The organism is Polaromonas sp. (genome assembly GCF_035638815.1).
Lineage (GTDB): Bacteria > Pseudomonadota > Gammaproteobacteria > Burkholderiales > Burkholderiaceae_C > Polaromonas.
In genome coordinates this window covers 26,180-51,841 of sequence record NZ_DASQZG010000020.1, presented here as the reverse complement: position 1 = coordinate 51,841, position 25,662 = coordinate 26,180, and the positions used below count along the sequence as shown (strand labels likewise).

The window sequence follows — 25,662 nt, the reverse complement described above, 5'->3', positions numbered from 1 at the left end:
GTGTCTGTGATTGCCCGGGACCAGAAGAGAACATGATATTTGCTACCAAATCAATAGCTGTAGTCGCCCGTATCTATTGGGCTAGAGGCACATTTTGGCCTGCAAGACGGGCCAAAGCACGCAAACAACCACTCAAAAAGGTGAACACCATGAAATTTGACCGCTCCATCGTTCAGACCACTTATGAAAGCCCTTTGGGCAAGATGATCATCGCCGCCACAGACAAAGGCCTGGCCGGCCTCTGGTTCGAGGGGCAGCGCCATCTCCCACCAGAGCTGTTGGCCCCCACGCTTGCCGCTTGGCCCAGCGATCCCGCGCACCCGTTACTGCGGGAAGTCATCCGCCAACTGGGTGAATACTTCGCCGGCAAACGAACCGAATTTGACGTCGCACTGGACCTCGCTTACGGCACCGCTTTTCAGCAGTCGGTCTGGCAGGCGTTGCTGGCGATTCCCCAGGGTGGCACCGCCAGTTATGGCGAAGTCAGCAGCCGCATAGGCAAACCGGCTGCCGTACGCGCGGTAGGGGCCGCGATTGGCCGCAACCCTGTCAGCATCATCGTGCCCTGCCATCGTGTGATGGGCGCCAAGGGCGCACTCACCGGTTACGCCGGTGGGCTGGAGCGCAAAAGCGCCCTGCTTCGGCTGGAGGGTGTTCTGTGACCATCGCTGCTGCTGCGACGACAGCGAAACCCAAAAGCTGGCGCCTGGATTTTGTTTTGCTGGCGGCCATCTGGGGCTCGTCTTTTCTGTTCATGCGTATTGGCGTGGTGGAGTTCGGGCCGCTTCCCACAGCGGCCGTACGGGTTGCCATCGCGGCTGTTTTTTTGTTGCCGCTGGTGATGCTGCGCGGGCTGGGACCGGTGCTGATGACGCACTGGCGACGTGTGTTTCTGGTTGGCCTGTTCAACTCGGGCATTCCATTTGCCTGCTTTTCGTTTGCGCTGCTGTCCATCACCACAGGTTTGTCGGCCATCCTCAACGCTACCGTACCCATGTTTGGCGCACTCGTCGCCTGGCTCTGGCTCAAGGACAGGCCCACCGGTTCACGCGTGCTGGGCCTGGTGATTGGCTTTGCGGGGGTAGCCATGCTGGCATGGGACTCGGCCACCTTCAAGCCCGACAACTCCGGCGTGTCCCCCGCCTGGGCGGTGCTTGCCTGCCTGCTCGCCTGCGTTTGTTACGCGCTGTCCGCCAGCTACACCAAGCGTTACCTGACCGGCTTGCCGCCACTCGTCACCGCAGCAGGCAGTCAGATAGGGGCAACATTGGGTCTGGCCCTGCCCGCACTCTGGTTGTGGCCTGCGCGCATGCCGGGCGGCGAAGCATGGCTTGCCCTGCTGGTTGTCGGTGTCCTGTGCACAGGTATCGCATACATCCTGTACTTTCGCCTGATCGAGGCGGCCGGACCCGCGCGCGCACTGACCGTGACCTTTGCAGTACCGGTGTTTGCCGTGCTTTACGGCGTCGTGTTTCTAGGCGAAACGGTGACACTGTGGATGCTGCTGTGCGCGGTCGTGATCGTGTGCGGCACGGCACTGTCTTCGGGGCTGCTCAAACTCGGGAAGTAACCACGCTAGACGGAGCCAGCCGCGACGTTAATCGCCAAGGCAACGATCAGCACGTTAAATGCAAATGACAGGATGCCGTGCCCCAGCGTCAGCCGCCGCATCTCGCGTGAACTGACCTTTACATCGGACACCTGTGAGGTCATGCCAATGACAAATGAGAAATAGAAAAAATCAAAGTAGTCTGGATTCGGCTGGTTGGGAAACATCAGGCCTGCCCCGTCCGGCTCCTTGCGCTTTTCTTCCTGGTAGTAGCGGTGCGCATACCGGAACGCAAAAATGGTGTGGATGAACAGCCAGGACAAACTCAGGCCCATCATGGCCAGGATCAGGTGAAGAAGTCGCTCGGTTCCCTCCAGCTCTTTGACCTGCTGCAACAAAAGCGTGATGCTGATGACACAGGCGAGCATGGCCAACATGGTCACCAGAAAAATCACGACACTCGGCTCGTCCTGCGCCTGCGCGCGCTCCCGGGTGCCTTTGGAGTCGAAGACTTCTGCAAGCCACCAGGCCAAAACGAGATACACCGCAGCGCCTACGCACCAGCCAATCAGTGCCCTGAACGGCCACTCCATGGGCACCGGAATCGCCACGGAGGCTGATCCGGCAATAAGGCCGTATACAAGCCGCTGGGGCCCAGTAGTTTCAGAAAAGTGTTTTCGCATGGCTGCCATTGTGGCGCGAGTCGCGCCCGCTCTGACTTCCCCGAACTCCTACACCCCACAGAGAAGCTGAGTCGAGATCGCAAACGAATGCAGGGTGCCTCAGCGCACAGCCATTCCGCCATCGATAAAAAGATTTGCGCCGTTGATATAGGCCGCCCCATCGCTGCAGAGGAACGATGCCGCAGCCGCACAATCAGCTGGGGTACCCACGCGGCCAGCAGGTATGCGGGACAACACGGCAGCGCGGTATTCGGGGTCATTCAGTACGGCGCGGTTCATATCCGTTTCGATAGCGCCGGGAGACAAGGTATTGACGGTGACGCCAGAAGCGCCCAACTGCACAGCCAGGTTGCGGGCCATGTTTTCCAGCGCAGCCTTGGCTGCGGCATAGGCAATCAGTTGGGGATGCGGCCGCACTTGCTGAACACTACCTACGAACAAGACGCGTCCCCAGCCCCGGCTCCGCATTCCTGAGGTCAATTTTTGAGTCAATCCCAGGGGCGCCAGCAGGTTCACTGCCAACTGTAATTCGGCGTCGCCCCTACTGAGCTGATCCCACGGCGCGCGGCGCTCTATTGCAGCGTTGAGTACAAGTATGTCGATTCCGTCCGGCAGCAGCTCATCACATTGCTCAACCAGCTCTTGCACACCGCTCTCAGTCTGAAGATCGACGTGGAGCGACCCCAACGCGCCCATTGAATTTGCGAGAGCGGTAGTTGCTGCACGCTGCCCGGGTAGCCCGTGGAGGACAACGCGAACGCCATCACGTGCGAGCGCCAGTGCAATGGCGAGACCGATTCCAGTTGCTGATCCGGTGATGAGTGCTGACTTGTCTGAAATAGCAGAAGTGGTCATGTCGGTTTGGAACCTGGTCCTGTAATGAATGTTGGCCTGAACAGGGATAGCCTCAAACTTTCCTGGGAAATGTCAGTGACGTGCCCCTCTCGCCTCGCTTTAGTCCACCTTGATTTTGGCCTCCCGGACCAGCCGGGTGTAAGACACCGTCTCCTCCTTCAGGAATTTTGCAAACTCGGCAGTGGAGTTGCCAATCGGAACGGCGCCAACACTTGCGAAGCGCTCACGCACTTCTGTCTCACGCACCAGTTTGGCAATTTCAGCTTGTAGTCGCGCAAGAACTGGGGCGGGGGTGCCAGCCGGCACCATCAGACCGTTCCAGCTGTCAGCCTCAAAGCCGGGGACTGCTTCGGCCACAGTCGGCAGTTCCGGTGCCAAAGGACTGCGAGTTGGACTCGCCACGCCAAGCCCGATCAGTTTGCCGGCGCGGATGTTGGGCAGCGCCGTAATCGCCGTGTCAAACATGACATCAACCGTGCCGCCCATCAAGGCTTGCAGCGCAGGAGCACTGCCATTAAACGGTACGTGAAGAACGTCAATGCCTGCCATGAGCTTGATCTGCTCCACAGCCAGACCGCCACTTGTGACCGTTCCAAACGAACCGAAATTGATCTTCCCGGGATTGGCCTTGGCCTTTTGGACAAGTTCCGCCGCATTCTTTACGCCAAGCTGCGGATGTGCGATGAGGAATAGCGGGTAACGCGCCACCATGCTCACTGGAACAAGGTCTTTCTCCGGGTTGTATGCAAGCTTGCCAGCCAGCGTTGAAGGAGCAAGCGTTATGGCCGTAGGCGACGCCAGCAACAGCGTATAACCATCGGCTGGAGCTTTCGCCGTCAGTGACGCAGCCAGGGTTCCGGCAGCGCCCGGCCGGTTATCCACCACGACCGGAACCCCGAGTGCCTGCCCGAGCTTGGTGCCGACCAGGCGGGCCATCACATCAGACGCACCCCCCGCCGGGAAACCGACCATGATTTTGATGGGCTGGCCATTCGGCCACGGTACCTGGGCATGGGCGGAGCCCAGCGCGACCCAGCCCCCGAAAATCTGCGCGGCCATAGCGGCGGCTAGCAGCGCCCTTCGCTTGCTTGAGTTGATCATGGTGTCTCTTTCGTGGTGTGATGGTGGTGAGTGATTTCGCATCGGATAGCGAACACACGTGTTTGACCCGGTTCTATATGGGCGAGTCCGGGCTTGTTCGAGAAATCCCCGTAAGCGATCTCCGGGTCGGCGGTGCCGTGCCACGGCTCAATGCAAAGATAGGGTGCGCCTGGCCTCATCCACAAACCCAGCTCCGGCAACCCTTTGGTGTGCACCTTCAGGCCCAAACCGCCACCCGATCTGGGACGGTATTCAAGCCATTCGCTTGCCCGATCAAAGACAATCAACGCAGACGGTGTGAACAATGACTCTTCAAGAGCCAGTGCGCCCCCGTCCAGGGCCAGCGGAGAACGCTCCATCCGCAGCGCGCCCTGTGAGTCGAGTCGCGTGGTTTTGAGCTGTGTGTCCTGGGGGAAGTACACCTCGTATTCCTCCTTGCTGCGACCCGGTTCCAGCGGCCATGCGAAACCCGGGTGAAATCCAAACGACGCGGGCAACGCACCCCCGCCCGGGTTCAGCACTTCGGCGCTGATGTGCAGCCCCTGTGCCGACAATTCGTAGTTCAGTGTCAGCGCAAAATCAAAGGGGTAATACTGGTGAGTCGATGCCGAACTCGTAAGTCGGAGACTGCAGTTCGACGCCGTCCTGCTGCTGGACTCAAACTTGCTGATGGAAGCAAATCCGTGCTGCGGCATAGGATAGGTTTTTCCGCTCACGTTGATCTGGCCGTCGCGAACTTTCCCCACTACTGGAAACAAGACAGGACTTTGCCGCGCCCAGTAGTTCGGATCGCCCTGCCAAAGCAACTCCTGACCGCGGTAACGCAGGCTGACCAGCTCTGCGCCCAAGACAGAAATTTTGGCTTCCAGGTCGCCGCAGGCGATGGACAGATGAGAATCGGTGTGCGTTGTCATATGAGGCCTCGTCGGTGCTGTGTGGCGATCGTGACCTCCATTTTCAGCTGGCTCTAGTCAGCCTTGATATTTGCGGCCTTGACGGCATGGGACCAGCGAGGATATTCCCGGGCAAGGAGGTCTCGAAATTCTTCCACGCTGCCTTGAGTGACCTCCCCTGTCGCGGCAATTTTTTCGCGCACCTCAGGGCTCTGAAGTGCGCGCTGAAGCGCACTTGAGAGCTTGGTCATCACTGCGGGTGGCGTGCCAGATTTCACCACCAGCCCAAACCAGCCCGACACGTCATAGTCGGCCACACCCGCTTCAGCGAACGTAGGGATCTGCGCGGCCGAACCAGGTCGCTTCAGCGACGTAGTGCCAACTGCAATGACCGCGCCGGACTTGATGTGCTGATTGACCTCTACGGGCGAGAGGAACGCGCTGCTCACCTGGCCGCCAATGACATCGGTGATTGATTGACCGCCGCCACGGTAGGGGATGGGAACAATATCTGCGCCAGTCTTGAGCTTGAGCAACTCGCCGGCCATGTGCGTCACGCTGCCGCTACCCGATGTCGCATAGGTAATTTGTCCGGGCTTGGCCTTGGCCGCCTGGATGTATTCCGCAGGTGTTTTGATATTCAGCGACGGGTGAACTACCAGCACCAGCGGCGCCAACTGAAGTAGACCCAACGGGATGAAATCCTTTGCTCCATCGTAGGGTAACTTTGGATAAACGAACTGGGTTATTACATACGGCACTGCGACCAGGGTTAGGGTGTAACCATCTGCCGGGGATTTGGCGCCCTCTGCAATCCCTATCGTTCCTGAAGCGCCCGGCCGGTTTTCGACCATCACCGGCTGTCCCAGAAATTCCCCCATCTTCTTTCCAACATTGCGGGCCAATGAATCAGCAGCGCCACCTGCCGGATAAGGAACAATCACACGAACGGGCCTGGTGGGCCATTCCTGCGCTAGTGCTGCCGTGCCAGACAACAGAACCACGGCCAATGTTGTGGCTGTACGGAGAAAGATTAATGCGAGTTTTTTCATGCGGACTTCCTGATGACGGATGTGGGAAGGGACATGCGGACTGCCCCCAGCTACTAATGAGACGGCGCTGCAAGCGGCACCGTCTCATCAGAAGGCGCTAGAAGTAGCCACCCTTGGCCGTGATTTCCTGGACCGTATTTCCTTCGGCAACCCAGCCGAAAATCTTGCGTTCGTTGTCGAGGATTTCCTCGGCGCGAAGCAGGACTTCCATTGCAAGGCGACGCGGCACCACGATGACGCCGTCAATATCGCCGAGCACCACATCGCCGGGACGCACCAGGGTGCGTCCCATCAGGATCGGCGTTTGATAGTGCGTAATCAGGCATCGTCCAAGGCTGCCGTTGGGCGACCGGTAGCGGTAATAAATCGGGAAATCTTTTTCGAGGATCTGGTGCGTATCGCGGATGCCGCCGTCGATCGCAGCAGCCTTGATGCCTTTTTTGACGGCGGTGGCCGTCATGACGCCGCCCCAGGCGGTGGACTCTTCGTCTTTTGATGTTTCCCATACCAGGAAAGAGTGAGGCGCGATCTCATCTAGCATTTGCGTACGGAAAGTAAGCTCGCCGGTTACCCGTGTATTGGGTGCGCTTTTGACTGTGAAGGCCAGTCCGGCCACTGTGCGCTCGCTGCGCAGGGGCTTCAAATCCCCCGGTAGCGCCTGATCAAGCAGGCAATGCTCGCGCAACACATCACTCACCGCACCGGTGTAAAGCTTTTCGTAGCGTGCCAGTAGTTCTTCGACAGGAATCGGGAAAGGCGTTTCGTCGATGACTTCGCGGTCGGCGATCAAACGCTCCAGCTTCATCATCCTTGCTTCGCGTTGCAGATCGCCTTCTTCGGAAGGTGGCATTTTGGTCATTCTTTTTCTCCAGGTTAAAAAAGGGCTCTAAATGAAAAGGTCTTGGTAAAGCTTTTTGGAAAGGGCTTAGCCTTTTATCGCGCCGGCAGTCATGCCTTGGGCGATGTGTCGTTGCAGGGCAAACGTGGCAAGCAGCACGGGTGCCAGCGCTATGGTTGAAGCCGCCATGATTTGTGGCCACTCGATGCCGGTATCACCCACGAACTCGGCAATCACGGTAGGAAGCGTGCGGGCTGATTTGCTTGTCAGGGTCAAGGCAAAGAGAAACTCGTTCCACGCCCCGACGAAGACAAACACCGACGTTGCCGCCAGGCCGGGCGCAATGAGCGGCAGCGTGATTCGGGTAGCCGCCTGCCACCGGGTAGCGCCGTCCACCATGGCGCAGTTCTCCAGATCAGCGGGTACTGAATCGAAGTAACCCTTCAACATCCATACCGCCAGAGGTGTGTTCATTGCGACGTACGCCATGCCCAGGCCAAACACGCTGTCCTGCAGGCCCAGCCACTGCATGTTGAGGTAATACGGCGTGACCAGGGCGACTGGCGGAAAAATTCGCGTCATCAGCAGGCCAAACAAGATGGCATTAGCCCCCTTGAACCGGTAACGCGAGATGGCGTACCCGGCCAACAAGCCGACGGCGATGCAGATCACTAGCGTAAAGCAGCTGACCAGAACGCTGTTGATCAGCGCAGGGACAAATCCTGCCCGGGTCCACACCGCTGAGTAGGCCTCAAACACCGGCTGGAACCACAAGGCGGGCGGCAGGGTCAGGGCCTCACGCTGCGTCTTGAGTGACACCAACAGCATCCAGGCGATCGGAAACATGGTCAGACTCGCCGCAGCTCCACCCACGATCGTCAGGATGATTTTGGTTCTATATGCGGCGCGGCTCATGGTTTCCTCCCGTACAGGGTTCTGATTAATGCCCATGCAAGTGCCGATGTGAGAATCAACAGCAACACCGACAGGCCCGCAGCTTCCGACGCATCGAAATTTTCAAACGCCGAGCGGTAGAGCAGCATGGAGATGGTTTCCGTCGCACCGTTCGGACCGCCACGCGTGAGTACCCAGACTTCGTCGAACAGGCGGATGGCGAATACCACGCGGAACAGCAAGGCCACCAAAATGGCAGGTTTCAGCATAGGCAAGGCAACGTAGCGCACGCGCTGCCACCAGCTGGCACCCTCAACCATGGCCGCTTCAAACGGGGAGCGCGGCAGCATTTGCAGGGCCCCCAGCAGCACGAGGAATACAAAAGACGTGTTGTGCCAGACCTCTGTCACGAGCACCGCAAAAAACGCCGTTCCAGCCTCCGCAAGCCAGGGGTAAGGACCCAACCCCACCCATGAAATCATGTGGTTGATCACGCCGAACTCAGAATGCCAAAGCAGCTTGAAGACCAGTGCCACCACCAGCGGTGTAGCCATGATGGGCGCGACCAGCAAAGTGCGCAGCAGGCGTCCGCCATAGATGTCCTCGTTAACCATCAATGCCAGGGCGAGGCCCAGGAAAAATTCCAGCGCCACGGCGCAGACAGTAAACGCCAGCGTCACGCGCAGCGCATTCCAGAAATGGGGACTGGCCATGATTTTGGCCAGCGTACCCGTGCCGACGAAGGCCTGAGGTGAGTCGCTCTCAATCATGTTCCACTGGTGCAGTGAAGCAAACAGGTTAAAGCCGATGGGGTAAACCACCGTTACAACCAGTACCAGGACTGCAGGTAGAACCAGCAGGTAGGGCCACCAAGCACGCGGCACACGAGCCAGCAAGCCCCGCGCTCCCGGTGATCGTGGCCCCCCGCCGGCCTGCGCGCGGGGGGGAGTTACCGTTACTGAAGGGGTCATGCCAGTATCTGGTTGCACTCTGCCTCGGCCTGGCCCAGCGCATCGGCGGAGCCAATCTTGCCACCCAGCGAGCCACTGACGTGGCGACCCAGGGCGTCATAGACACGCGACAGCTGCGGTGTGTTGGGCATCATCTTCGCCTTGGGCAGTGCCAGTGCCAGCGCAAGCGCTACGGGCACGGCCTTCACAAACTCTGGGTCCTTGAGTACGCTCATCCGGCTGATGGCGTTGCCCTTGTTCATGCCCATCCATTTCTGCTGCGGGGTGTCCGTCATGAAACGAATGAACTCCCAAGCCATGTCTTTCTTGGCGGAGGATCCGTTGATGGACATTGCCCACCCGCGACCGGGGTACGCGAAATCGACACCATCATTGCGGAAGATCGGAGCCCAGCCAATTTTGCCGGCGACCTGGGAAGTCTTGGGATCCTCCAGACGCTGCCAATACCCGGAGAACATGATGCTCATCGCGGCACGGTTTTGCGCGATCGAGTTCACCGCATCGTCAAAGCTGAAGCTGAGTGAGCCGGGGCTTGCAATGCCATCCGCAATCAAGCGCCGGCGTGCTTCCAGGGCGCGGACACCGGGGGTGCTGTTAAACGCCGCCTTTTTCCAATCCGGCGCTTGAAGCAGGTCGCACCCCAGCGGAGCGGCCCAGTCGTACCAGTCCAGCGTACCTTGCTGGCCTTGCACACCCTGCATCACAACGCCATTCATGCCGGGTTTGGTCATGGCCTTGGCTGCTGCAACGTACTCTTCCAGCGTGCGGGGCACGGGCAACTTCGCAGCATCCAGCAAATCCTTGCGGTAATACATCAGGCTGACGGACAGACGTGACGGGATACCCATCAACGGACCGTTAGTTGTCTGGGGCACGCGGAACTGGTTCAGCATGCCGGGGAAGAAATCTTTCAGCCCACCGTTAGGCATGGGGTTGCGCCGGTTGAGCTCGTCAAGCGGCTCAACGAAGCGCGCTAGGCTGGATGTCCAGAAGGAGTCGGCGACGCTGACGATGTCAAAGGCTGAGCTGCGGGAAATGAACTCGGACTGAATCCGTTGACCAAGGACGTCGGTTGGAAACGTCACTGTCTCGACCTTAATGCCTGTCTTGGCTTCAAAGCGGCGCAACATCTCGCCGTCCCCCGTTGCCGCCAGGATGGCGGGGTGCGTGGCCCAGGTAATGGATTTGGGCTGAGCTCGCACCAAAGCGGGAGCAGCGAGGGCAGTGGCGGCGGCGCCAATTTGGACGAGTGCGGCACGACGATCTATCATGATGTGTCTCCTTGGGGTTGCAAACAGATACTTATTTGTCGATTCATATTTGAATTGACGTTTCGGTATTGAAACTGTACGATCACACCATACCAATTGTCAAGTAAGGGAAAACCCATGTCTGAATACCGCATCCCCGCTGTTGATCGCGCCATCGAAGTGCTTGGCGCCATGGAAACGAGGCGCGAGCCCGTGACGCTTAGAGAACTTTCCGATCAACTGGAAATTCCGAAGTCCACCGTCTATCGAATATTGAATTCGCTTGAAGCCGGCGCAATGGTGGCCCGCATGGAATCGGGCAGCTACGTACTGGGCCCCCGCTTGCTTCGCCTTGCCCAGGCAGTAACCCAGGGCTTCGACCTGGTATCACTCGCAAAACCCGTCATGGATGAGCTGGCGCGGCAACAAGGCGCCACAGTCAAACTCTCTGTGCTGGACTCCGGTAGCGCGCTGGTGGTGGCAGCCGCTATCGGCCAGGCAACCTTCACAGTCTCCACTCAGGTTGGCACGCGATTTCCGCTGCATGCAGGCGCCGCAAGCAAGACCTTGGCAGCCTGGCTGGAGGCGCGGGAACTGGAGAAGTTGTTACCCGCAAAACTGGAGCGATTCACCGATTTGACGGTGGTGCGCAGGGCCGATTTAGTTCGTGAATTTGCAACCATTCGCGCGCAGGGATTTGCCAAGGACGAGGGCGAACATAACGCGGGAGTGCACGCCTATGCGGCCCCAATATTTGATGCAGAAGGCAAATGTGTCGCCGCTATGAGCATGCCCTTTTTTGGCAGCGAGTCATCAGCACACGCGCAGGAACTCCTGAACGCCCTGCTAATTGCAGGGGAACGACTCAGCCAATCATTGGGCGCTGCTCCGCGATTAAAGAGAGCTTGACAAGACCCGCACTCATCGGGCAATATTCGTTCATATATAAATCACTGATTCATATTTGAATGGAGACAATATGGCAAGCGTGCAACTGAAACAGCTAGAGAAGTCCTTCCAGACACAGAAGGTGGTCCATCCGATGGATCTGCAAATCCAAGAGGGTGAGTTTGTGGTGCTCATCGGTCCGTCGGGATGCGGCAAAAGCACTTTGCTTCGCATGATTGCGGGGCTGGAGCCGGTAAGCGGGGGGCAGATATTCATTGGAGACCAGGATCTCACCGACGCCGCACCGCGTGATCGAAACGTGGCGATGGTGTTTCAGGACTATGCCCTCTACCCTCACATGTCGGTGCGGGACAACATCGGTTTTGGCTTGAAACTGAGGGGCGTGTCTGACGCCGACAGAGAAAAAGAAATTGCCCAAGCCGCGAATATGCTTGAGATCGGCCATCTGCTGGACCGCAAGCCTGCGGCCTTGTCTGGTGGCCAGCGGCAACGCGTCGCGATGGGGCGCTGCCTGGTGCGCAAGGCAGATGCTTTTCTGTTCGATGAGCCTCTCTCCAATCTGGACGCGAAATTGCGCGCCACCATGCGTGCGGAGATCAAACGCTTCCACCGCAGTACTGGTGTGACGACGATCTATGTGACGCACGACCAGGTTGAGGCGATGACCCTGGCTGACCGCATCGTGTGCCTGGACGGTGGGCGAATCGCCCAACAGGGCACACCATCACAGCTCTACGGGAAACCGGTCAATAAATTTGTTGCCGGTTTTATCGGGTCACCCCCCATGAATTTCGTGCCCGCCAAGTTCGATCACGTTGACGGAGGCGCCTGCGTTGTTCTGCCCGACGGCCAAAAGCTGGCCATCCCGGACGAGCGCGCCGCAGCCATCACGGCCAAGCCCGGCCAGGCCGTCCTGATGGGGATTCGTCCCGAACACCTTACCGACGCCGGTAATGCGCAGGGCGTTCGATGGCCCGCCAGGATAGAGCTTCCCGTGGTGTTGACTGAGCTGCTGGGTGCAGACACTCTGGTGCACGCGAAAGCAGGCAAGGAATCCGTCATTGCGCGTTGCGCCCCGCACGCGGTGGCAAGCGACACCGACCGCATAACCCTGGTCGCAGACATGGCACACGTTCACCTGTTCGCAACTGAGGGCGGTGCGGCATTACGTGCCTGACAGCCCTGCCGGACCCTTGTAGCAAGCGTCGGCCACCCATCTGGCTTAACGCCCTTGTGGCGTAACGAAAAGAGAAATTCATGAAATTGTCGATGATGTTGCCCGCGAAAGCGGACCGGCGCTGGACACTTGCCAGCCAAATGGGCGTCCGTCACGTGATCTCCAAGCTGGCCCCGGAGCTCACCGGGAACCCTCCCCCCTACGAGGAGCAAAGCCTGAAAGTAGCGCAGGACGAATACGCCCGCGCCGGTTTTGAATTGACCGGCCTTGAAGGCGACCAGTTCGATATGAGCCGAATCAAACTCGGCCTCCGTGGCCGTGATGAGGACATCGAGCGCTATCAGCAAATGCTGAAAGTCATGGGGCGATGTGGCGTGCATCTACTTTGCTACAACTTTATGGCCCGCATCGGCTGGTATCGGAGCGCGTCGGCTATCCAGGGGCGTGGCGGCGCGCAGGTTTCAGGTTTCAAGGTGCAGGATGCCGACCGTGAAGGTCTGACTGAACTGGGAGTGATTCCTTCTGATCGGATCTGGGACAACTATCGCTATTTCATTGAGGCCGTCATGCCCGCTGCCGAAGAAGCCGGGGTGCGAATGGCCTTGCACCCGGACGACCCTCCCGTTCCCTCTCTGCGCGGAATCGGACGGATCTTTCATGACCGAGCCGGCCTGGATCGCGCCTTGTCGCTGTCGGACAGTCCGTCGCACGCCCTCACCTTCTGCCAGGCCACGCTGACGGCGATGGGTGAGAACCTCGAAGAGTGTATAAACACGTGGCGCGAGCGGATTGCCTTCATCCATGTACGAGACCTGCGTGGCACATCGGAAGACTTCGTGGAAACCTTCCCGGAAGACGGCGACACCGACATGCCTGCCGTCTTCCGCGCCTATGCAAAGGCTGGGCTAAATGTCCCCATGCGTCCCGACCACGCGCCTGCAATTGAGGGCGATCAGGTTCATAACGGGCCGGTTGCCGGCATGAATGTTGGCTACGAAGCTTACGGCATGGTGTACACCGTGGGCTACATCAAGGGTTTGCTGCAGGGTAGCGACCTACAGTTCACATGAGCGCTGGCGCAGTACTGCAGCTGCCCGTGGAGTGCGTGGCCAATATGGGCGACGATTTGGGCGAGTCGCCAGTCTGGGCGCCAGCGAATCAGTCACTTTATTGGGCCGACATCAACCGCGGACTGATTCATTGTCTTGACTACAAATCTGGAGCGGTACAGACGTTGGGGGTGGGCGAACCCGTAGGCAGCTTCGCACTAGCCAGAGAAGGTGGATTTGTTGCTGGTCTGAAGAGCGGCGTTTGGCAACTGGATGGCACCGGCGGCAAGCTACGGCTCCTGGCCCACGCGAGCGCTGCGATCGCACACCAGCGCCTGAACGATGGCCGCTGTGACCCCCAGGGGCGCTTTTGGGTGGGCGCAATGGATGAGAGTCGTCAGCGCCACGATGGCAATCTCTACTTCCTCGATGCTGACGGTGGGTGCACCACAAAGCTTGCCGGTATCTCCATCTCCAACGGTCTGGCGTGGAGTCCGGATGGCCGGTGGATGCACCATGCGGACACTCCAACCCAAACTATTGCGGCGTACCCCTACGACGGTACCAGCGGGGCCATTGGCGAGCCTCGCGTCTTTCACCGCTTCGAAGCGCCCGATGAGAAACCGGATGGCGCAGCTTTTGACTCTCTGGGACGGTACTGGGTGGCTCTGTATGGAGCAGGCCGTGTGACTTGCCTCTCGCCGAGTGGTGAAAGACTGTTCGACATCCCGGTGCCCTGCCGCTGCCCTACCATGGTTGCTTTTGCCGGGCCGGATTTCAAAACGCTGTTCGTGACTTCGGCCAGACAAAAACGAAGCGCAGAAGAACTTGAGCTCTTTCCACTGTCTGGCGCTGTATTCGCAATCCGGGTCGATACGGCCGGACTTCCAGAACCCGTCTGGAACGGAGTATCTGCTTGACAACCAGAGTGGTTTGCTACGGCGAGTGCATGGTGGAGCTCAGCGCAGAGGGCCCTGGCATGTGGCGGCAAGGGTTTGCTGGCGACAGCTTCAATACGGCGACCTACTTGCACAGGCTCAGTCGTCATGGCTCCTTGGAAGTGCACTACGCATGCGGTATTGGGGATGATCCGTTTTCGGGGCAGATGCTCTCAAACTTCAAAACAGAGGGGCTTCATACAAGCTTTGTGAGACAACTGCCAGGTCGGTCTTGCGGGCTTTATTCGATAAGCGTAGACACCCACGGCGAACGCAGCTTTGCGTACTGGCGCGACACGAGCGCTGCACGCGACTACTTTGCGGGCGAGCGCACTTTGCTGGAGCTGATGGCGAGTACTGTCGACGTCTTCTATCTGACAGGCATCAGCCTTGCGATCACGCCCATGGATCACCGTGAACGTCTGTGGACCTTGCTGGCCGAGTTGAAACGATGTGGAAAACAGATTGTTTTCGACAACAACTATCGATCGCGGCTCTGGCCGTCAGCCAAAGAGGCAAGCGATGTGATGAACCGATGCATAGCCATGGCTGACATCGCTTTGCTCGGACTAGAGGATGTTTGCGCCATGCATCCCGAAGACTCCCGTGACAGCGCACTCGAGCGGTGCTTGTCGTACGCCGATAAAGAAGTTGTCGTTAAGGATGGAATAAACCCTGTCACTGTCAGGACGCGCAAAGGCAAATTTTTGCAAGTTCCTGTGGCAAAGGTTCAGCCCGTTGACACCACCGGCGCGGGAGATGCTTTTGCCGCAGCGTACCTGGCAGCTCGCCTCGCAGGTGCACCCGAGGCTGAGGCTGCAGAAATGGGCAATAAGCTCGCGGGGATGGTGGTTCTCCACCCAGGGGCGATAGTTGACAAATCCTGGACACAGCCTCAACTGGACACTTGGACGTGCCTTCCGTAGCGAAGAGGTTGGGGGCTACCGCGCGCGGATAAAGCAAGTCGACACCGAAAGCGTAGCAAAGATCACACCCGAAAATGAGATCCACAAACCAAAATGGGTTGCATCGAAACCGATGCAACCCATTGATTTTTGGCGGAGCGGACGGGACTCGAACCCGCGACCCCCGGCGTGACAGGCCGGTATTCTAACCAACTGAACTACCGCTCCAGGTAGTGGTAACGTTCGCTCTTTCGAGCCAAGTCGCATGCCCTTGCGGGCTTGCGGTTACCGACTTGTGCCTTGTGCTTCACACGGATGTGAAGAATGCTGGCGACCCCACGGGGATTCGAACCCCGGTACCTACCGTGAAAGGGTAGTGTCCTAGGCCTCTAGACGATGGGGTCTAAACCTTGGATCTTCCGGAAACAGGTTTTTGCAAACCTGTTCAAAAAAACTCTTCTCAAAACTTTTTCGACGCCATTTCAGGACGGTTGATTGGTGGAGGTAAACGGGATCGAACCGATGACCTCTTGCATGCCATGCAAGCGCTCTCCCAGCTGAGCTATACCCCCAATACCGTCAGACCTTCGTCCTGCAATGCGGGTTTCCCTGCAATTGTCGAGCCTTGAATTATAGCCCGAAATTCAGGTTGTATTCAAGCGCCTGAGCCGGGCAATCACCTGCTCCCTGTCCATCAAGGCCAAAAAGGCGTCGAGCGAGGGTGTTTGTGGCCGGCCCGCAATCAACACGCGCACGGGCATCGCCAGTTGAGGCATCTTCAGGCCCGTCTCGCTGAGCACTTGCTTGACCACAAGAGCAATGCCCGCCTTGCTCCATTCGCATTGCACCAGCAGCTCCGCCAACTTGCCCACCGCCGGCGCGATATCCGCAGGAACATGGGTCTGGATGTCTTGTGCGCTGACCGGCTCCTGTCCAAGCAGCACGCCCATCCATTCGGCCAGTTCCACCAGGGTGCTGCAACGGTCTTTCAGCAGTGCGCAGGCCGCAACGCGGCGTGGCACATCCAGCGCAGCCCGTGTTTGCTCGTTGAGGAAAGGCACCACCAACTGCGCGAGAGCTACGTCGGCCATCGCCTTCATGTGCTGGGCGTTTACCCAACGCAGCTTGGCTTCATCAAACTGCGCCGCGCTTTTACCAAGGTGGTCCAGGTTGAACCATTGCAAAAATTGCTCGCGGGTGAAGATTTCATCGTCACCATGGCTCCAGCCCAGGCGCGCCAGGTAGTTCACCATGGCGTCGGGCAGATAACCCTCAGCGGCGTATTGCGTCACGGCCTTGGCGCCGTTGCGCTTGCTCATTTTCTCGCCCTGCTCATTGAGCACGGTGGGCAGGTGCGCGTACACCGGCACTTCTTTGCCCAGGGCGCGGAAGATGTTGATCTGGCGCGGCGTGTTGTTGACGTGATCGTCACCGCGAATCACATGGGTCATGCCCATGTCGATGTCGTCAACCACCACGCAGAAGTTATAAGTCGGCGTGCCATCGGGCCGCGCAATCACCAGGTCATCGAGCTCGTCGTTGCCGATCTCGATACGGCCTTTGACCTTGTCTTCCCACACCACGCTTCCGCCTTGTGGGTTCATGAAGCGCAGCACCGGCTGCACGCCTTCAGGCACCGGTGGCAATGTCTTGCCAGGCGCCGGGCGCCACGTGCCGTCGTATCGCGGCTTTTCTTTGGCGGCCATCTGCTTTTCGCGCAGGGCGTCCAGCTCGGCCACGCTCATGTAGCAGGGATAGACCAGGCCATCAGCCTGCATCTGCGCGAGGACAGCCTTGTAGCGGTCCATGCGCTGCATCTGGTAGAACGGTCCGTCGTCGTAGTCGAGTCCTAGCCAGCGCATGCCTTCGATGATCACATCAACGGCTTCCTGGCTCGAGCGCTCGACATCGGTGTCTTCGATACGCAGAACAAAGTCGCCACCCGTAGCGCGTGCAAAGGCCCAGGGGTAGAGGGCCGAGCGGATGTTTCCTAAATGGATGAAGCCTGTGGGCGAAGGTGCGAAACGCGTTCTTGTTTTTTGTGTCATGTCAGGGTATCCAGGCCACGCAGCAAGTCGGCCTTCAAATCTTCAATATACTCCAGCCCCACGGCCACACGAATCAAACCCTGGCCGATGCCGGCGGCCTGGCGTTGCACTTCGGTCAGGCGCCCATGCGAGGTGGTGCCCGGATGGGTGATGATGGTTTTGGTGTCGCCAAGATTGGTGGCAATGCTCATCACGCGTACGCTGTTGATGACGTGAAACGCGTTGGCCCGCGCCACTTCAGGCGTGTCCCCGCGCACATCAAACGACACCACCGCCCCGCCCTGCCCTGACTGCTGGCGCATGGCGAGTTCGTGCTGCGGATGCGAGGCAAGCCCGGGGTAATAAACGCGCGACACGGCGGGCTGCTTTTCCAGCCACCGCGCAAAAGCGAGCGCATTGGCGCATTGCGCCTGCATACGAATGCCCAGCGTTTCCAGCCCCTTCAGCACCACCCAGGCATTGAAGGGCGACAGTGTCATACCGGCGGTTCGCACCACGGGGCCAAACACATCGACGATCAACTTTGAAGGGCCACAAATCGCGCCGGCCATGACGCGGCCCTGGCCATCGAGATATTTGGTGCCGGAATGGATCACCAGGTCGGCGCCGAACTCGACTGGCCGTTGCAGCGCTGGCGTGCAAAAACAATTGTCCACAGCCAGCAGCGCGCCAACCCCATGCGCAAGATCAGCCAGCGCAGCGATATCGCAGACATCGGTGAGCGGGTTGGTTGGCGTTTCGGCAAACAGAAGTTTGGTGTTGGGCTTGAGTGCAGCTTTCCACTCGCCCACATCGGTCTGCGAAACAAAAGTGGTTTCGACACCGAACTTGCCAAACTCGCGGCCGATCAGGTTGATGGTGGAGCCGAACATGGAGCGCGAGCAGATGACGTGGGCACCAGACTTGAGCAGGCCCATGCACATCATGAGAATCGCGCCCATGCCGGTGGAAGCACCGATGGCGGCCTCGGTACCTTCAAGCGCAGCCAAACGCTGCTCAAAGCTGGTCACCGTGGGGTTGGACGTGCGTCCGTAGGTGTAGCCCTCCTCGGTGCCGGCAAAACGCCGGGCCGCGGTTTCGGCATCGGGCTGCACAAAGCCGCTGGTCAGGTACAGCGCTTCGGAGTTTTCACCGTGCTGGCTGGGTTCCAGCGCCACGCGTACGGCAAGCGTGTCGCGGTGCAGGTTGTCAGGCAGTTTTTTGGACGTCATGCTCATGCCTCTTGCGGATTGGGCAGCGCCAGACGCGACACATCAACCTCGCCCTCTTCACTGCTGTCCACCCGCTCTGAATTCATTTTTTCGATGGTCTCAAGTGTCACATCACCGGTGATGTACACGCCGTCAAAACACGAAGCGTCGAAGCCGTCGAGGTTCTTATTCAGCGAGCCGACGGCGCGCTTCATCCCGTCTACGTCCTGGTAAATCAGGGCGTCGCACCCGATAGCGAGACGGATTTCTTCCACCGTTTTATCGTGCGCCACCAGCTCTCCGGACGTCGGCATATCGATGCCGTAAACATTGGGGTAACGCACTGGCGGCGCGGCGCTGGCCAGGTACACTTTTTTGGCGCCGGCATCGCGCGCCATCTGCACAATTTCACGGCTGGTTGTACCGCGCACGATGGAGTCGTCAACCAGCAGCACATTGCGGCCTTTGAACTCACTGGCGATCACGTTGAGCTTCTGGCGCACAGATTTTTTTCGCACGCCCTGGCCCGGCATGATAAAGGTGCGGCCCACATAGCGGTTTTTTACAAAACCTTCGCGGTAGGGAATGCCCAGCAGGTGCGCAAGCTGCGTCGCGCTGGGGCGGCTCGACTCGGGGATCGGGATGATGACGTCGATTTCATTCGGCGGTACGGTAGAGACCACCCGCTTGGCCAGTGTTTCGCCCAGGTTCAAACGTGCCTGGTACACCGAGATGCCGTCGAGCACGGAGTCAGGACGAGCGAGATATACAAACTCAAAGATGCATGGATTGAGCCGTGGATTGGCTGCGCATTGCTCGGCATGCACCGCACCTTCCAGATCAACAAACACGGCTTCACCGGGCGCAATGTCGCGCTCAAACTGGTGCGCCGTACCTTCCAGCGCTACCGACTCGCTGGCCACCATGACGGTGTTGCCGTTTTCATTCTGGCCGCGGCCTATGCACAGGGGGCGAATGCCAAACGGGTCGCGAAAGGCGAGCAGTCCGTGGCCGGCGATCAGCGCCACCACGGCGTAAGAGCCTTTGACGCGTTTGTGCACACCGCGAACAGCGGCAAACACATCAACCGGGCTGAGTGGCAGGCCGCGCGTTGTTTTTTCAAGCTCGTGCGCCAGCACGTTGAGCAGGACTTCAGAGTCGCTGTCGGTGTTGATGTGGCGGTGGTCGGTGTTGAAAAGCTCGGCCTTCAATTCCGCCGCGTTGGTCAGGTTGCCGTTGTGCGACAGCACCAGGCCAAAGGGCGCATTTACGTAAAACGGCTGCGCTTCATCTTCGCTGTAGGCATTGCCTGCCGTGGGGTAGCGCACCTGGCCCAGGCCCACCGTTCCCGGCAGCGCACGCATGTTGCGGGTACGGAACACGTCACGCACCATGCCTTTGGCTTTGTGCATGAAGAACTTGCGGCCCTGCTGGGTGACGATGCCCGCAGCATCCTGCCCACGGTGCTGCAGCAGCAGAAGGCCGTCATAAATCAGCTGATTAACCGGGGCGTTACTGACAACGCCAACTATTCCGCACATATGTTTCCGTTCATCACGTTGACACCCATCACAGATACTTTGCAAACTGCTCTGGCAGCACGGGCTTGAGACCCCTGAGTGCTGCCGACAAAACCTCTGCGCCTTGCGACTCCTGCCACCAGGCGCTGGACTTGAAAGCGGTCATGTTGATGACCACCGCCGCTGCCAGCAACAAGATAAGGCCGCGCACCACACCAAAAGCGGCCCCCAGCGTTCTATCCACAGGGCGCAGGCCCACGGCCTCCACCAGTTTTTTGATCAGCACCGCCAGCAATCCGGCCACAAAAACGGCCGCAATAAAAATCAATGCAAACGCCGCTGCGTAACGCACCGGACTGGCCGCCCCCTGCAGGGGAAGCTTGGTCGCCACCTCAGGGGCGAACCACTGCGCCAGATAAAACGACACGGCCCAGCCAATCACCGACAGGACCTCATACACGAACCCGCGCCACGCGCCGAGGATCAGCGACACCGCCAACACCCCCAGCAAAACCAGATCGGCGACAGCCACCGCTAGCCTGCTTACAAAGTCAGGATAGCTGCAGGCAAATCAAGGCCCTTGATCTTGCTGGCAGCCTTGTCGGCATCGGCTTTGGTGGCAAAAGGCCCCACGCGCACCCGGATGCGTTTGCCATCCTTGGTGTCTGCTACCTGCGTATAGGTCTTCAATCCCGCCTTTTCAAGTTTTTGGCGTACCTCTTTGGCCTTGTCTGCATCGGAGAACGCGCCTACCTGGACGACGTGGCGCCCTTCTGCCTCTGGAGCGGGTTTGCCTTCGAGCAAGGCCTTGGCGCGACCGGCCTCATCGTTTGCAGAAGGGACTTTGGCAACCGCCTTGGGCTCCGGCTTGGGATCGACTTTTGATTCAGGCTTGGGCTCAGCTTTTGCCTCCGCTTTTGCCTCCGGTTTTGGCTCGGGCTTGGGTTCTGCCTTCACTTCGTTCTTCACCGGGGACGAAGCAGGAGTCTCGGGGATTGAAGCCCTCCTTTCCGCTACGATTTCTTCACGCGCCGTGAGGCTGGCAGGCGCGGCAACCTTGCCGCTGGCAGCGGCCGAAGCAGCGGGCGGCACAACAGGCATGACCAGCGGTTTGACCGCGTATTTGGCGGGAATTTCGATCGGAATGTCTACCGCCACGGGGCGTGGCTGGGTATCAAACAACAAAGGAAACCCGACTACGCCCGCCAACACCAGCACGGCAGCGCCAATCAGCCGGTGCTTGGCCCTTTTGCGCAGCATTTCCACGCTTTCGGACGGGGCCGCAGACCCGGCGGCCTTCGCGGACGGTTGGCTGCGGCGAAAGTTGAAAAGGGGCATGGGCTGGGTCTAGGTTGATGAGGCTTGATGATGCGACGGGGCATGCGGGGCAGAAATTCGGGGCAGGCCGTCTCTCAAAATCTCCCCCACCGTATAGAAGGATCCGAAGACAACGATTCTATCAGCGGGGTCTGCTGCGGCGATGGCTGCCTGCAGAGCCAATACGGGCCCACTGTAGGTGCTGGCGTGTACATCTTTGCGGGTGTTCAGGGCCTGCCATTGCGCCATCAAGGCAGCGCCGGTTGCGGCACGGCCGGTGGGTAAATCGGTGAAATACCAACGGTCGACCAAAGGGCCCACGCGCCCCAACATGGCATTCAGATCCTTGTCGGCCATGGCGCCAAACACCGCATGGGTGGTGCGGTAAAAACCCATGGCGTCCAGATTGGCAGCAAGCGCCGCCACGGAGTGGGGGTTGTGTGCCACATCCAGCACCATCGTGGGCTGCCCGGCAATGATTTGAAAGCGCCCCGGCAACTCCACCATGGCGAGCCCGTTGCGCACGGCTTGTGCGGTCACGGGCAGGCGCTCGCGCAGAGCCGTCAACGCCGCCAGCACGCCGGAGGCATTGACCAGTTGGTTGGCGCCGCGCAGCGCCGGGTAGGCAAGCCCGGCGTACCTCCGGCCGCGTCCTGCCCAAGCCCACTGCTGCTTGTCGCCGGAAAAATTAAAGTCGTGGCCCAGTCGCCACAGGTCGGCACCCACTTCGCGGGCGTGGTCCAGCACACTTTGCGGCGGCACCGGGTCGCCCACCACCACCGGCTTGCCCGCGCGCATGATGCCGGCTTTTTCCCGTCCGATGCTGTCACGGTCATGGCCCAGCAACTCGGTGTGGTCCAGGTCAATGCTGGTGATGAGTGCGCAATCGGCGTCAATGATGTTGACCGAGTCCAGCCGCCCGCCCACGCCCACCTCCAGGATCACCACATCCAGATTCGACGCGGCAAGCAGGCTGAAGATGGCGAGCATCGTGAACTCAAAATAGGTCAATGAGGTGTCCCCGCGCATGGCCTCAACCCGGGCGAAATGCGGCAACAGCTGCTCGGCGCGAGCCATCTCGCCGCGCATGCGACAACGCTCTTCAAAATGGACCAGATGCGGCGAGGTGTAAACCCCTGTGCGATACCCGGCCTGCTGCAAGATGGCTTCCACCATGGCGCAGCTGGAGCCTTTGCCGTTGGTCCCGGCAACGGTGATCACCGGGCAGTCAAAACGCAAGTCCATACGCCCGGCCACGCTCCGTACGCGGGCCAACCCCAGATCAATGGCCGTGGGGTGAAGGCGCTCGCAATAGGCCAGCCAGTCGGCGAGGTTGTTCAGTTTTTCCATAGAGCCGGTATTGTCGCCGGTGCGCGGTTCCGGCACACCGGCCGCGTCATGCCACGGCACCCGGAATGCTATTTATTCAATAGCAACCTTCGCCCGTTAACAAAGGGCAAAGTACCGATTTGGCTACTGCCTATGCCAGAATGACAACATGATCATTGTTTATGGCATTCCCAATTGCGACACCGTCAAGAAAGCCCGCGCCTGGCTGACCCAACACGGCCTCCCCTACGAATTCCATGATTTCAAAAAGCAGGGCGTTCCCCTGCAGAGCTTGGTGGCGTGGGAAAAAGCGCTCGGATGGGACAAGCTCCTCAACCGCAAGGGCACCACCTGGCGCAAGCTGGACGCCGCAGTTCAGGCTGCTGCCGTTGACGCCGAAAGTGCGATCGAATTGATGCGACTTCACGCCAGTGTTATCAAGCGTCCGGTGGTGGAATGGTCGGGGCCCCAAGGTGCGGTGACCGTGGGTTTTGACGCGGAGAGCTGGGCGAAACGTCTCTAGCCCGAATGGGACTCATTTATTGAAATTTCTGTCATTGCGGGCTCGACCCGTAATCCATCCCTCGCGGGCCTGTGCCGTGGAACATGTGGCATGGATCCCGGCTCAAGGCCGGGATGACAGATAGATGCCTATGTGTAAAGCACCCCAGCTTTACAGTGTTTCCACCCCAGACCGGTACCCAAAATGACCTCCTTTCATTAAACTTGGCAAGTCCGTCCGGCCACGCTGGCTGGCAGCCCATCCAGTGGGGCCAAAGAGGTTTAAACCATGAAAAAGTCAATCGTTCTGTCCGCAGTTGTTGCCGCTACAAGCCTGGCGTGTGCCAGCGCCTCAGCCATGGACATCCTTGCGCGCGTGATCTCCAGCACGCCCGTGGTCCAGCAGGTCAGTGTGCCCCGTCAGGTGTGCACCACCCAACCCATGATCACAGAGTCCCCCCGCTCAGGGGCGGGCGCCATGATGGGCGCACTGGCAGGAGGTGCCATGGGAAATGCGGTCGGGGACGGCGGCGGCCGCGCGATTGCAACCATGATCGGACTTGTTGGCGGCGCCATCATCGGCAACAACATTGAAGGGCCGAACCAGCAGTTGCAAAACGTGCAACAGTGCGGCATGCAGACTTCGTATGAAAACCGCACGTCGCACTACAACGTGGTCTACGAATATGCCAGCAAGCAATACACGGTACAGATGCTCAATGACCCCGGCCACTATGTGCGCCTGCAAGTCACGCCTGTCGGTGCCGTGCCGGCGCCTCAGCCGAATGTTCAGCAGGGTTATGTTCAGCCCTACCAGCCGCAAGTCCAGCAAATGCAGCAGGCCTATCCGCAGCAACCGGTGTACGTGCAACCCGCCCAAGTTCAGCCCGTCTATGTGCAGCAGGCCCCCGTGGTGGTCTACCCCGGTTATTACTCACGGCCTTATTACCCGCCGATCGGCATGTCCATCAATTTTGGCTACAGCCGCGGCGGCCACTACAGACATCGTCATCACGGCCATTGGCGCTAAACCCAAAACAGTCCCTCGATAAAAAGGGCTGAATTGGCTATTTTCGTAGCCCAATCAGCCCTTTTTTGCGAGCGCCAGGCTTTACAGCGTCGTCTGAATCAAGGCGCCCTTGAAAAGCACCGGCCCAGTGGGTCCACTGCCTGGTGGCACGCCGCCTTTGGGCTCCAGCGTAATGGCAAGCGCTGGCACTTCTCTCACATCTCTATCGGTCGCGGTCAGCCGCATGATTTTTTCGCTGCTCATGACGCCGAGCGACTTGGGACCGCCACTCTTTGGCAAGGCCCACAACTCGAGTGATTTGTCGGCGCTTTCCTGGAAGCCACCAACGCGCTTGAGGACCAGCTTGTTGTTCTTGGGGTCAAAGGTGACCAGCATGGACGCCGCGGCCTTGTCGTCTGCCAGCACCGCAACGTACTGGATTTCAGGTGTTGCAGACAGCTTGGCGCTGAGGTCCTGCACCTGCCCATTAAGCGTGCTGTTCAGATTAACGCCGGTAACCACTGCCACCACCGCCGCCATTGCGCCAGCCGCTGTGGCGCCACGCCAAAGCCCCAGGCTTGCCCACCAGCCACCGGAGGCAGCCACAGGGGTTTGCCGCGCAGCCAGCATACGTTTCGCTTCTTTTTCCGCGTCGACCAGGTTCTGTATGCGCTTCCACACGGCCGGGCTGGGTGCCAACTGCGGCTGCAGTTCAGTCACCGAAGCAAGACGACTCTGCCAGATCAGCGCCGCAGCCCGCACCGGTGCGTGTACCCGCGCCAGCGCTTCAAAGCGCCGACGCGCGCCGCCACGCAGCGTACCCAGCGCATAGCTGGCGCCCAGCTGGTCAATCAACGATGGGTTACTGATCAAATTCATACAACACCTTCTTCAGAAGTTTCCCGCCCGACTTGACGGGAACAAACAATCTCTCCATACAACTCAGGCAAAGCGGGACATGCATCCACGCAACTGCTCCAGCCCGCGGCGGATCCAGGTCTTCACCGTGCCCAGCGGCAGCTTCAGCTGCTCTGCCAGTTCGCCATGGCTTAAATCACGCAGGTAGGCCAGGCTCACCACCTCCCGCTGCTTGTTCTCCAGCTGGCTCAGGCATTGGTGCAGCGCCCAGGCCTGCTCACCGGCCAGCGCCGTGTCCATCGGGTTGTCGGAGTCGCCTTCCAGCGTGTCGCTAAGCACATCGTCGAGCTCCACGCCCTGATCGGCACGCTCTGAAGTGCGTCGCCGCAAAAAATCCAGCCCCCGGCTGCGCACGATCAGGCACAACCAGGCCATGGGCGGGGAGAGCGAAGCCTTGTAGTCCCCGGCGATTCGCCAGACATTGAGAAAGGCTTCCTGCAATACATCTTCAGCCCAGCTTTTGTTGGTTACCACCCGCACTGCCACGCCATACAACTTTGACGAGGTCAACTCGTAAAGCTCTTTAAGCGCCGATTCATCGGCCAAAGCAACGCGATCAATCAATGCAATCAATTGGGTATCTGGGCTTTCTGCTTTCATGGACATCATTGTCCTGCATTAGGGATACGTGCAAAACAGGCCAATGGATTCAGCGTTGTCTGCCGCAGACAGTCCTGCGTGACCTAAAATCGCCTGCTTTGCCCCTGCGGGCTCTGCTGCTAGCCCTTTACCAAGCCTTCTGCGACGCCAATCTTCCGAAAACACC

The 25,662-nt window shown here is 59.3% G+C and carries 26 protein-coding genes and 3 tRNA genes; 9 read left to right on the top strand and 20 right to left on the bottom strand.

Annotated features, from left to right (window positions below; all coding sequences use genetic code 11):
- Positions 1-149: 149 nt before the first annotated feature.
- Positions 150-662 carry a methylated-DNA--[protein]-cysteine S-methyltransferase gene (locus VE934_RS14375; protein ID WP_324888659.1) on the top strand — a complete coding sequence of 171 codons (513 nt, stop codon included), beginning with the start codon at positions 150-152 and terminating at the stop codon, positions 660-662.
- Entirely contained in the window at positions 659-1,570 is a 912-nt protein-coding gene (locus tag VE934_RS14370) for a DMT family transporter (protein WP_324888657.1), read from the top strand. The genes VE934_RS14375 and VE934_RS14370 overlap by 4 nt, the downstream gene beginning before the upstream one ends.
- A gap of 5 nt (positions 1,571-1,575) precedes the next feature.
- On the opposite strand, the gene VE934_RS14365 is transcribed toward VE934_RS14370, so the two are convergent.
- The 9 genes from VE934_RS14365 to VE934_RS14325 form a co-directional block, all read right to left on the bottom strand.
- Positions 1,576-2,232: a DUF1345 domain-containing protein gene (locus VE934_RS14365; protein WP_324888655.1), complete on the bottom strand. Its 657-nt coding sequence runs from the start codon at positions 2,230-2,232 to the stop codon at positions 1,576-1,578.
- A 99-nt stretch (positions 2,233-2,331) separates the two neighbouring features.
- A complete protein-coding gene (locus VE934_RS14360; protein WP_324888653.1) occupies positions 2,332-3,087 on the bottom strand; it encodes an SDR family oxidoreductase in 756 nt (251 codons plus the stop codon).
- Positions 3,088-3,186: 99 nt separating this feature from the next.
- Positions 3,187-4,188 (bottom strand): tripartite tricarboxylate transporter substrate binding protein, encoded by a 1,002-nt coding sequence (locus VE934_RS14355; RefSeq protein ID WP_324888651.1) that lies wholly within the window; start codon positions 4,186-4,188, stop codon positions 3,187-3,189.
- The gene (locus VE934_RS14350; RefSeq protein WP_324888648.1) at positions 4,185-5,102 is read right to left on the bottom strand and encodes an aldose 1-epimerase family protein; all 918 of its coding nucleotides are present in this window, start codon (positions 5,100-5,102) and stop codon (positions 4,185-4,187) included. Before VE934_RS14350 ends, VE934_RS14355 begins: the two co-directional genes overlap by 4 nt.
- Positions 5,103-5,155: 53 nt before the next feature.
- Positions 5,156-6,133 (bottom strand): tripartite tricarboxylate transporter substrate binding protein, encoded by a 978-nt coding sequence (locus VE934_RS14345; protein ID WP_324888646.1) that lies wholly within the window; start codon positions 6,131-6,133, stop codon positions 5,156-5,158.
- 97 nt (positions 6,134-6,230) lie between these two features.
- Complete coding sequence (locus tag VE934_RS14340) at positions 6,231-6,992, bottom strand: RraA family protein (protein WP_324888644.1); 762 nt, start codon at positions 6,990-6,992, stop codon at positions 6,231-6,233.
- 66 nt (positions 6,993-7,058) lie between these two features.
- Complete coding sequence (locus tag VE934_RS14335) at positions 7,059-7,886, bottom strand: carbohydrate ABC transporter permease (RefSeq protein ID WP_324888643.1); 828 nt, start codon at positions 7,884-7,886, stop codon at positions 7,059-7,061.
- Entirely contained in the window at positions 7,883-8,836 is a 954-nt protein-coding gene (locus VE934_RS14330; protein ID WP_324888641.1) for a sugar ABC transporter permease, read from the bottom strand. Before VE934_RS14330 ends, VE934_RS14335 begins: the two co-directional genes overlap by 4 nt.
- Positions 8,833-10,107 carry an extracellular solute-binding protein gene (locus VE934_RS14325; protein ID WP_324888638.1) on the bottom strand — a complete coding sequence of 425 codons (1,275 nt, stop codon included), beginning with the start codon at positions 10,105-10,107 and terminating at the stop codon, positions 8,833-8,835. Before VE934_RS14325 ends, VE934_RS14330 begins: the two co-directional genes overlap by 4 nt.
- 117 nt (positions 10,108-10,224) lie before the next feature.
- On the opposite strand from VE934_RS14325, the gene VE934_RS14320 reads away from it, so the two are divergent.
- From VE934_RS14320 to VE934_RS14300, 5 genes are all read left to right on the top strand, one after another.
- Positions 10,225-10,995 (top strand): IclR family transcriptional regulator, encoded by a 771-nt coding sequence (locus VE934_RS14320; protein WP_324888636.1) that lies wholly within the window; start codon positions 10,225-10,227, stop codon positions 10,993-10,995.
- Positions 10,996-11,065: 70 nt separating this feature from the next.
- On the top strand, positions 11,066-12,172 hold the full coding sequence (locus VE934_RS14315) for a sn-glycerol-3-phosphate ABC transporter ATP-binding protein UgpC (protein WP_324888634.1): 1,107 nt from the start codon (positions 11,066-11,068) through the stop codon (positions 12,170-12,172).
- 80 nt (positions 12,173-12,252) lie between these two features.
- A complete protein-coding gene (locus tag VE934_RS14310) occupies positions 12,253-13,242 on the top strand; it encodes a mannonate dehydratase (RefSeq protein WP_324888632.1) in 990 nt (329 codons plus the stop codon).
- On the top strand, positions 13,239-14,141 hold the full coding sequence (locus VE934_RS14305) for an SMP-30/gluconolactonase/LRE family protein (protein WP_324888630.1): 903 nt from the start codon (positions 13,239-13,241) through the stop codon (positions 14,139-14,141). Before VE934_RS14310 ends, VE934_RS14305 begins: the two co-directional genes overlap by 4 nt.
- 8 nt (positions 14,142-14,149) lie before the next feature.
- Positions 14,150-15,085, top strand: coding sequence for a sugar kinase (locus VE934_RS14300; protein WP_324888693.1), 936 nt, complete (start codon positions 14,150-14,152; stop codon positions 15,083-15,085).
- Positions 15,086-15,215: 130 nt separating this feature from the next.
- Here the strand turns inward: VE934_RS14300 and VE934_RS14295 are convergent.
- The 9 genes from VE934_RS14295 to folC all read right to left on the bottom strand — a co-directional run bounded on the left by VE934_RS14295 (position 15,216) and on the right by folC (position 22,489).
- Positions 15,216-15,292: transfer RNA gene (locus VE934_RS14295), tRNA-Asp, on the bottom strand.
- A 100-nt stretch (positions 15,293-15,392) separates the two neighbouring features.
- Positions 15,393-15,468: transfer RNA gene (locus VE934_RS14290), tRNA-Glu, on the bottom strand.
- A 92-nt stretch (positions 15,469-15,560) separates the two neighbouring features.
- A tRNA-Ala gene (locus tag VE934_RS14285) sits at positions 15,561-15,636 on the bottom strand.
- A 72-nt stretch (positions 15,637-15,708) separates the two neighbouring features.
- Positions 15,709-17,112 carry a glutamate--tRNA ligase gene (gene gltX, locus VE934_RS14280; protein WP_324888628.1) on the bottom strand — a complete coding sequence of 468 codons (1,404 nt, stop codon included), beginning with the start codon at positions 17,110-17,112 and terminating at the stop codon, positions 15,709-15,711.
- Positions 17,109-18,323 (bottom strand): O-succinylhomoserine sulfhydrylase, encoded by a 1,215-nt coding sequence (locus tag VE934_RS14275; RefSeq protein WP_324888626.1) that lies wholly within the window; start codon positions 18,321-18,323, stop codon positions 17,109-17,111. Before VE934_RS14275 ends, gltX begins: the two co-directional genes overlap by 4 nt.
- A gap of 2 nt (positions 18,324-18,325) precedes the next feature.
- Positions 18,326-19,843 carry an amidophosphoribosyltransferase gene (gene purF, locus VE934_RS14270; RefSeq protein WP_324888625.1) on the bottom strand — a complete coding sequence of 506 codons (1,518 nt, stop codon included), beginning with the start codon at positions 19,841-19,843 and terminating at the stop codon, positions 18,326-18,328.
- 28 nt (positions 19,844-19,871) lie between these two features.
- Complete coding sequence (locus VE934_RS14265) at positions 19,872-20,354, bottom strand: CvpA family protein (RefSeq protein WP_324888623.1); 483 nt, start codon at positions 20,352-20,354, stop codon at positions 19,872-19,874.
- Between the two features lie 11 nt (positions 20,355-20,365).
- Positions 20,366-21,160 carry an SPOR domain-containing protein gene (locus VE934_RS14260; RefSeq protein WP_324888621.1) on the bottom strand — a complete coding sequence of 265 codons (795 nt, stop codon included), beginning with the start codon at positions 21,158-21,160 and terminating at the stop codon, positions 20,366-20,368.
- Positions 21,161-21,169: 9 nt separating this feature from the next.
- On the bottom strand, positions 21,170-22,489 hold the full coding sequence (folC, locus tag VE934_RS14255; protein WP_324888619.1) for a bifunctional tetrahydrofolate synthase/dihydrofolate synthase: 1,320 nt from the start codon (positions 22,487-22,489) through the stop codon (positions 21,170-21,172).
- Positions 22,490-22,637: 148 nt separating this feature from the next.
- Between folC and VE934_RS14250 the strand changes: the two genes are divergently transcribed.
- On the top strand, positions 22,638-22,991 hold the full coding sequence (locus VE934_RS14250) for a Spx/MgsR family RNA polymerase-binding regulatory protein (protein WP_324888617.1): 354 nt from the start codon (positions 22,638-22,640) through the stop codon (positions 22,989-22,991).
- Between the two features lie 267 nt (positions 22,992-23,258).
- Positions 23,259-23,999 carry a hypothetical protein gene (locus tag VE934_RS14245; protein ID WP_324888615.1) on the top strand — a complete coding sequence of 247 codons (741 nt, stop codon included), beginning with the start codon at positions 23,259-23,261 and terminating at the stop codon, positions 23,997-23,999.
- 81 nt (positions 24,000-24,080) lie between these two features.
- Here the strand turns inward: VE934_RS14245 and VE934_RS14240 are convergent, their stop codons facing one another.
- The gene (locus VE934_RS14240; RefSeq protein WP_324888613.1) at positions 24,081-24,857 is read right to left on the bottom strand and encodes an anti-sigma factor; all 777 of its coding nucleotides are present in this window, start codon (positions 24,855-24,857) and stop codon (positions 24,081-24,083) included.
- 63 nt (positions 24,858-24,920) lie between these two features.
- Positions 24,921-25,496: an RNA polymerase sigma factor gene (locus tag VE934_RS14235; protein ID WP_324888611.1), complete on the bottom strand. Its 576-nt coding sequence runs from the start codon at positions 25,494-25,496 to the stop codon at positions 24,921-24,923.
- Positions 25,497-25,662 lie beyond the last annotated feature (166 nt).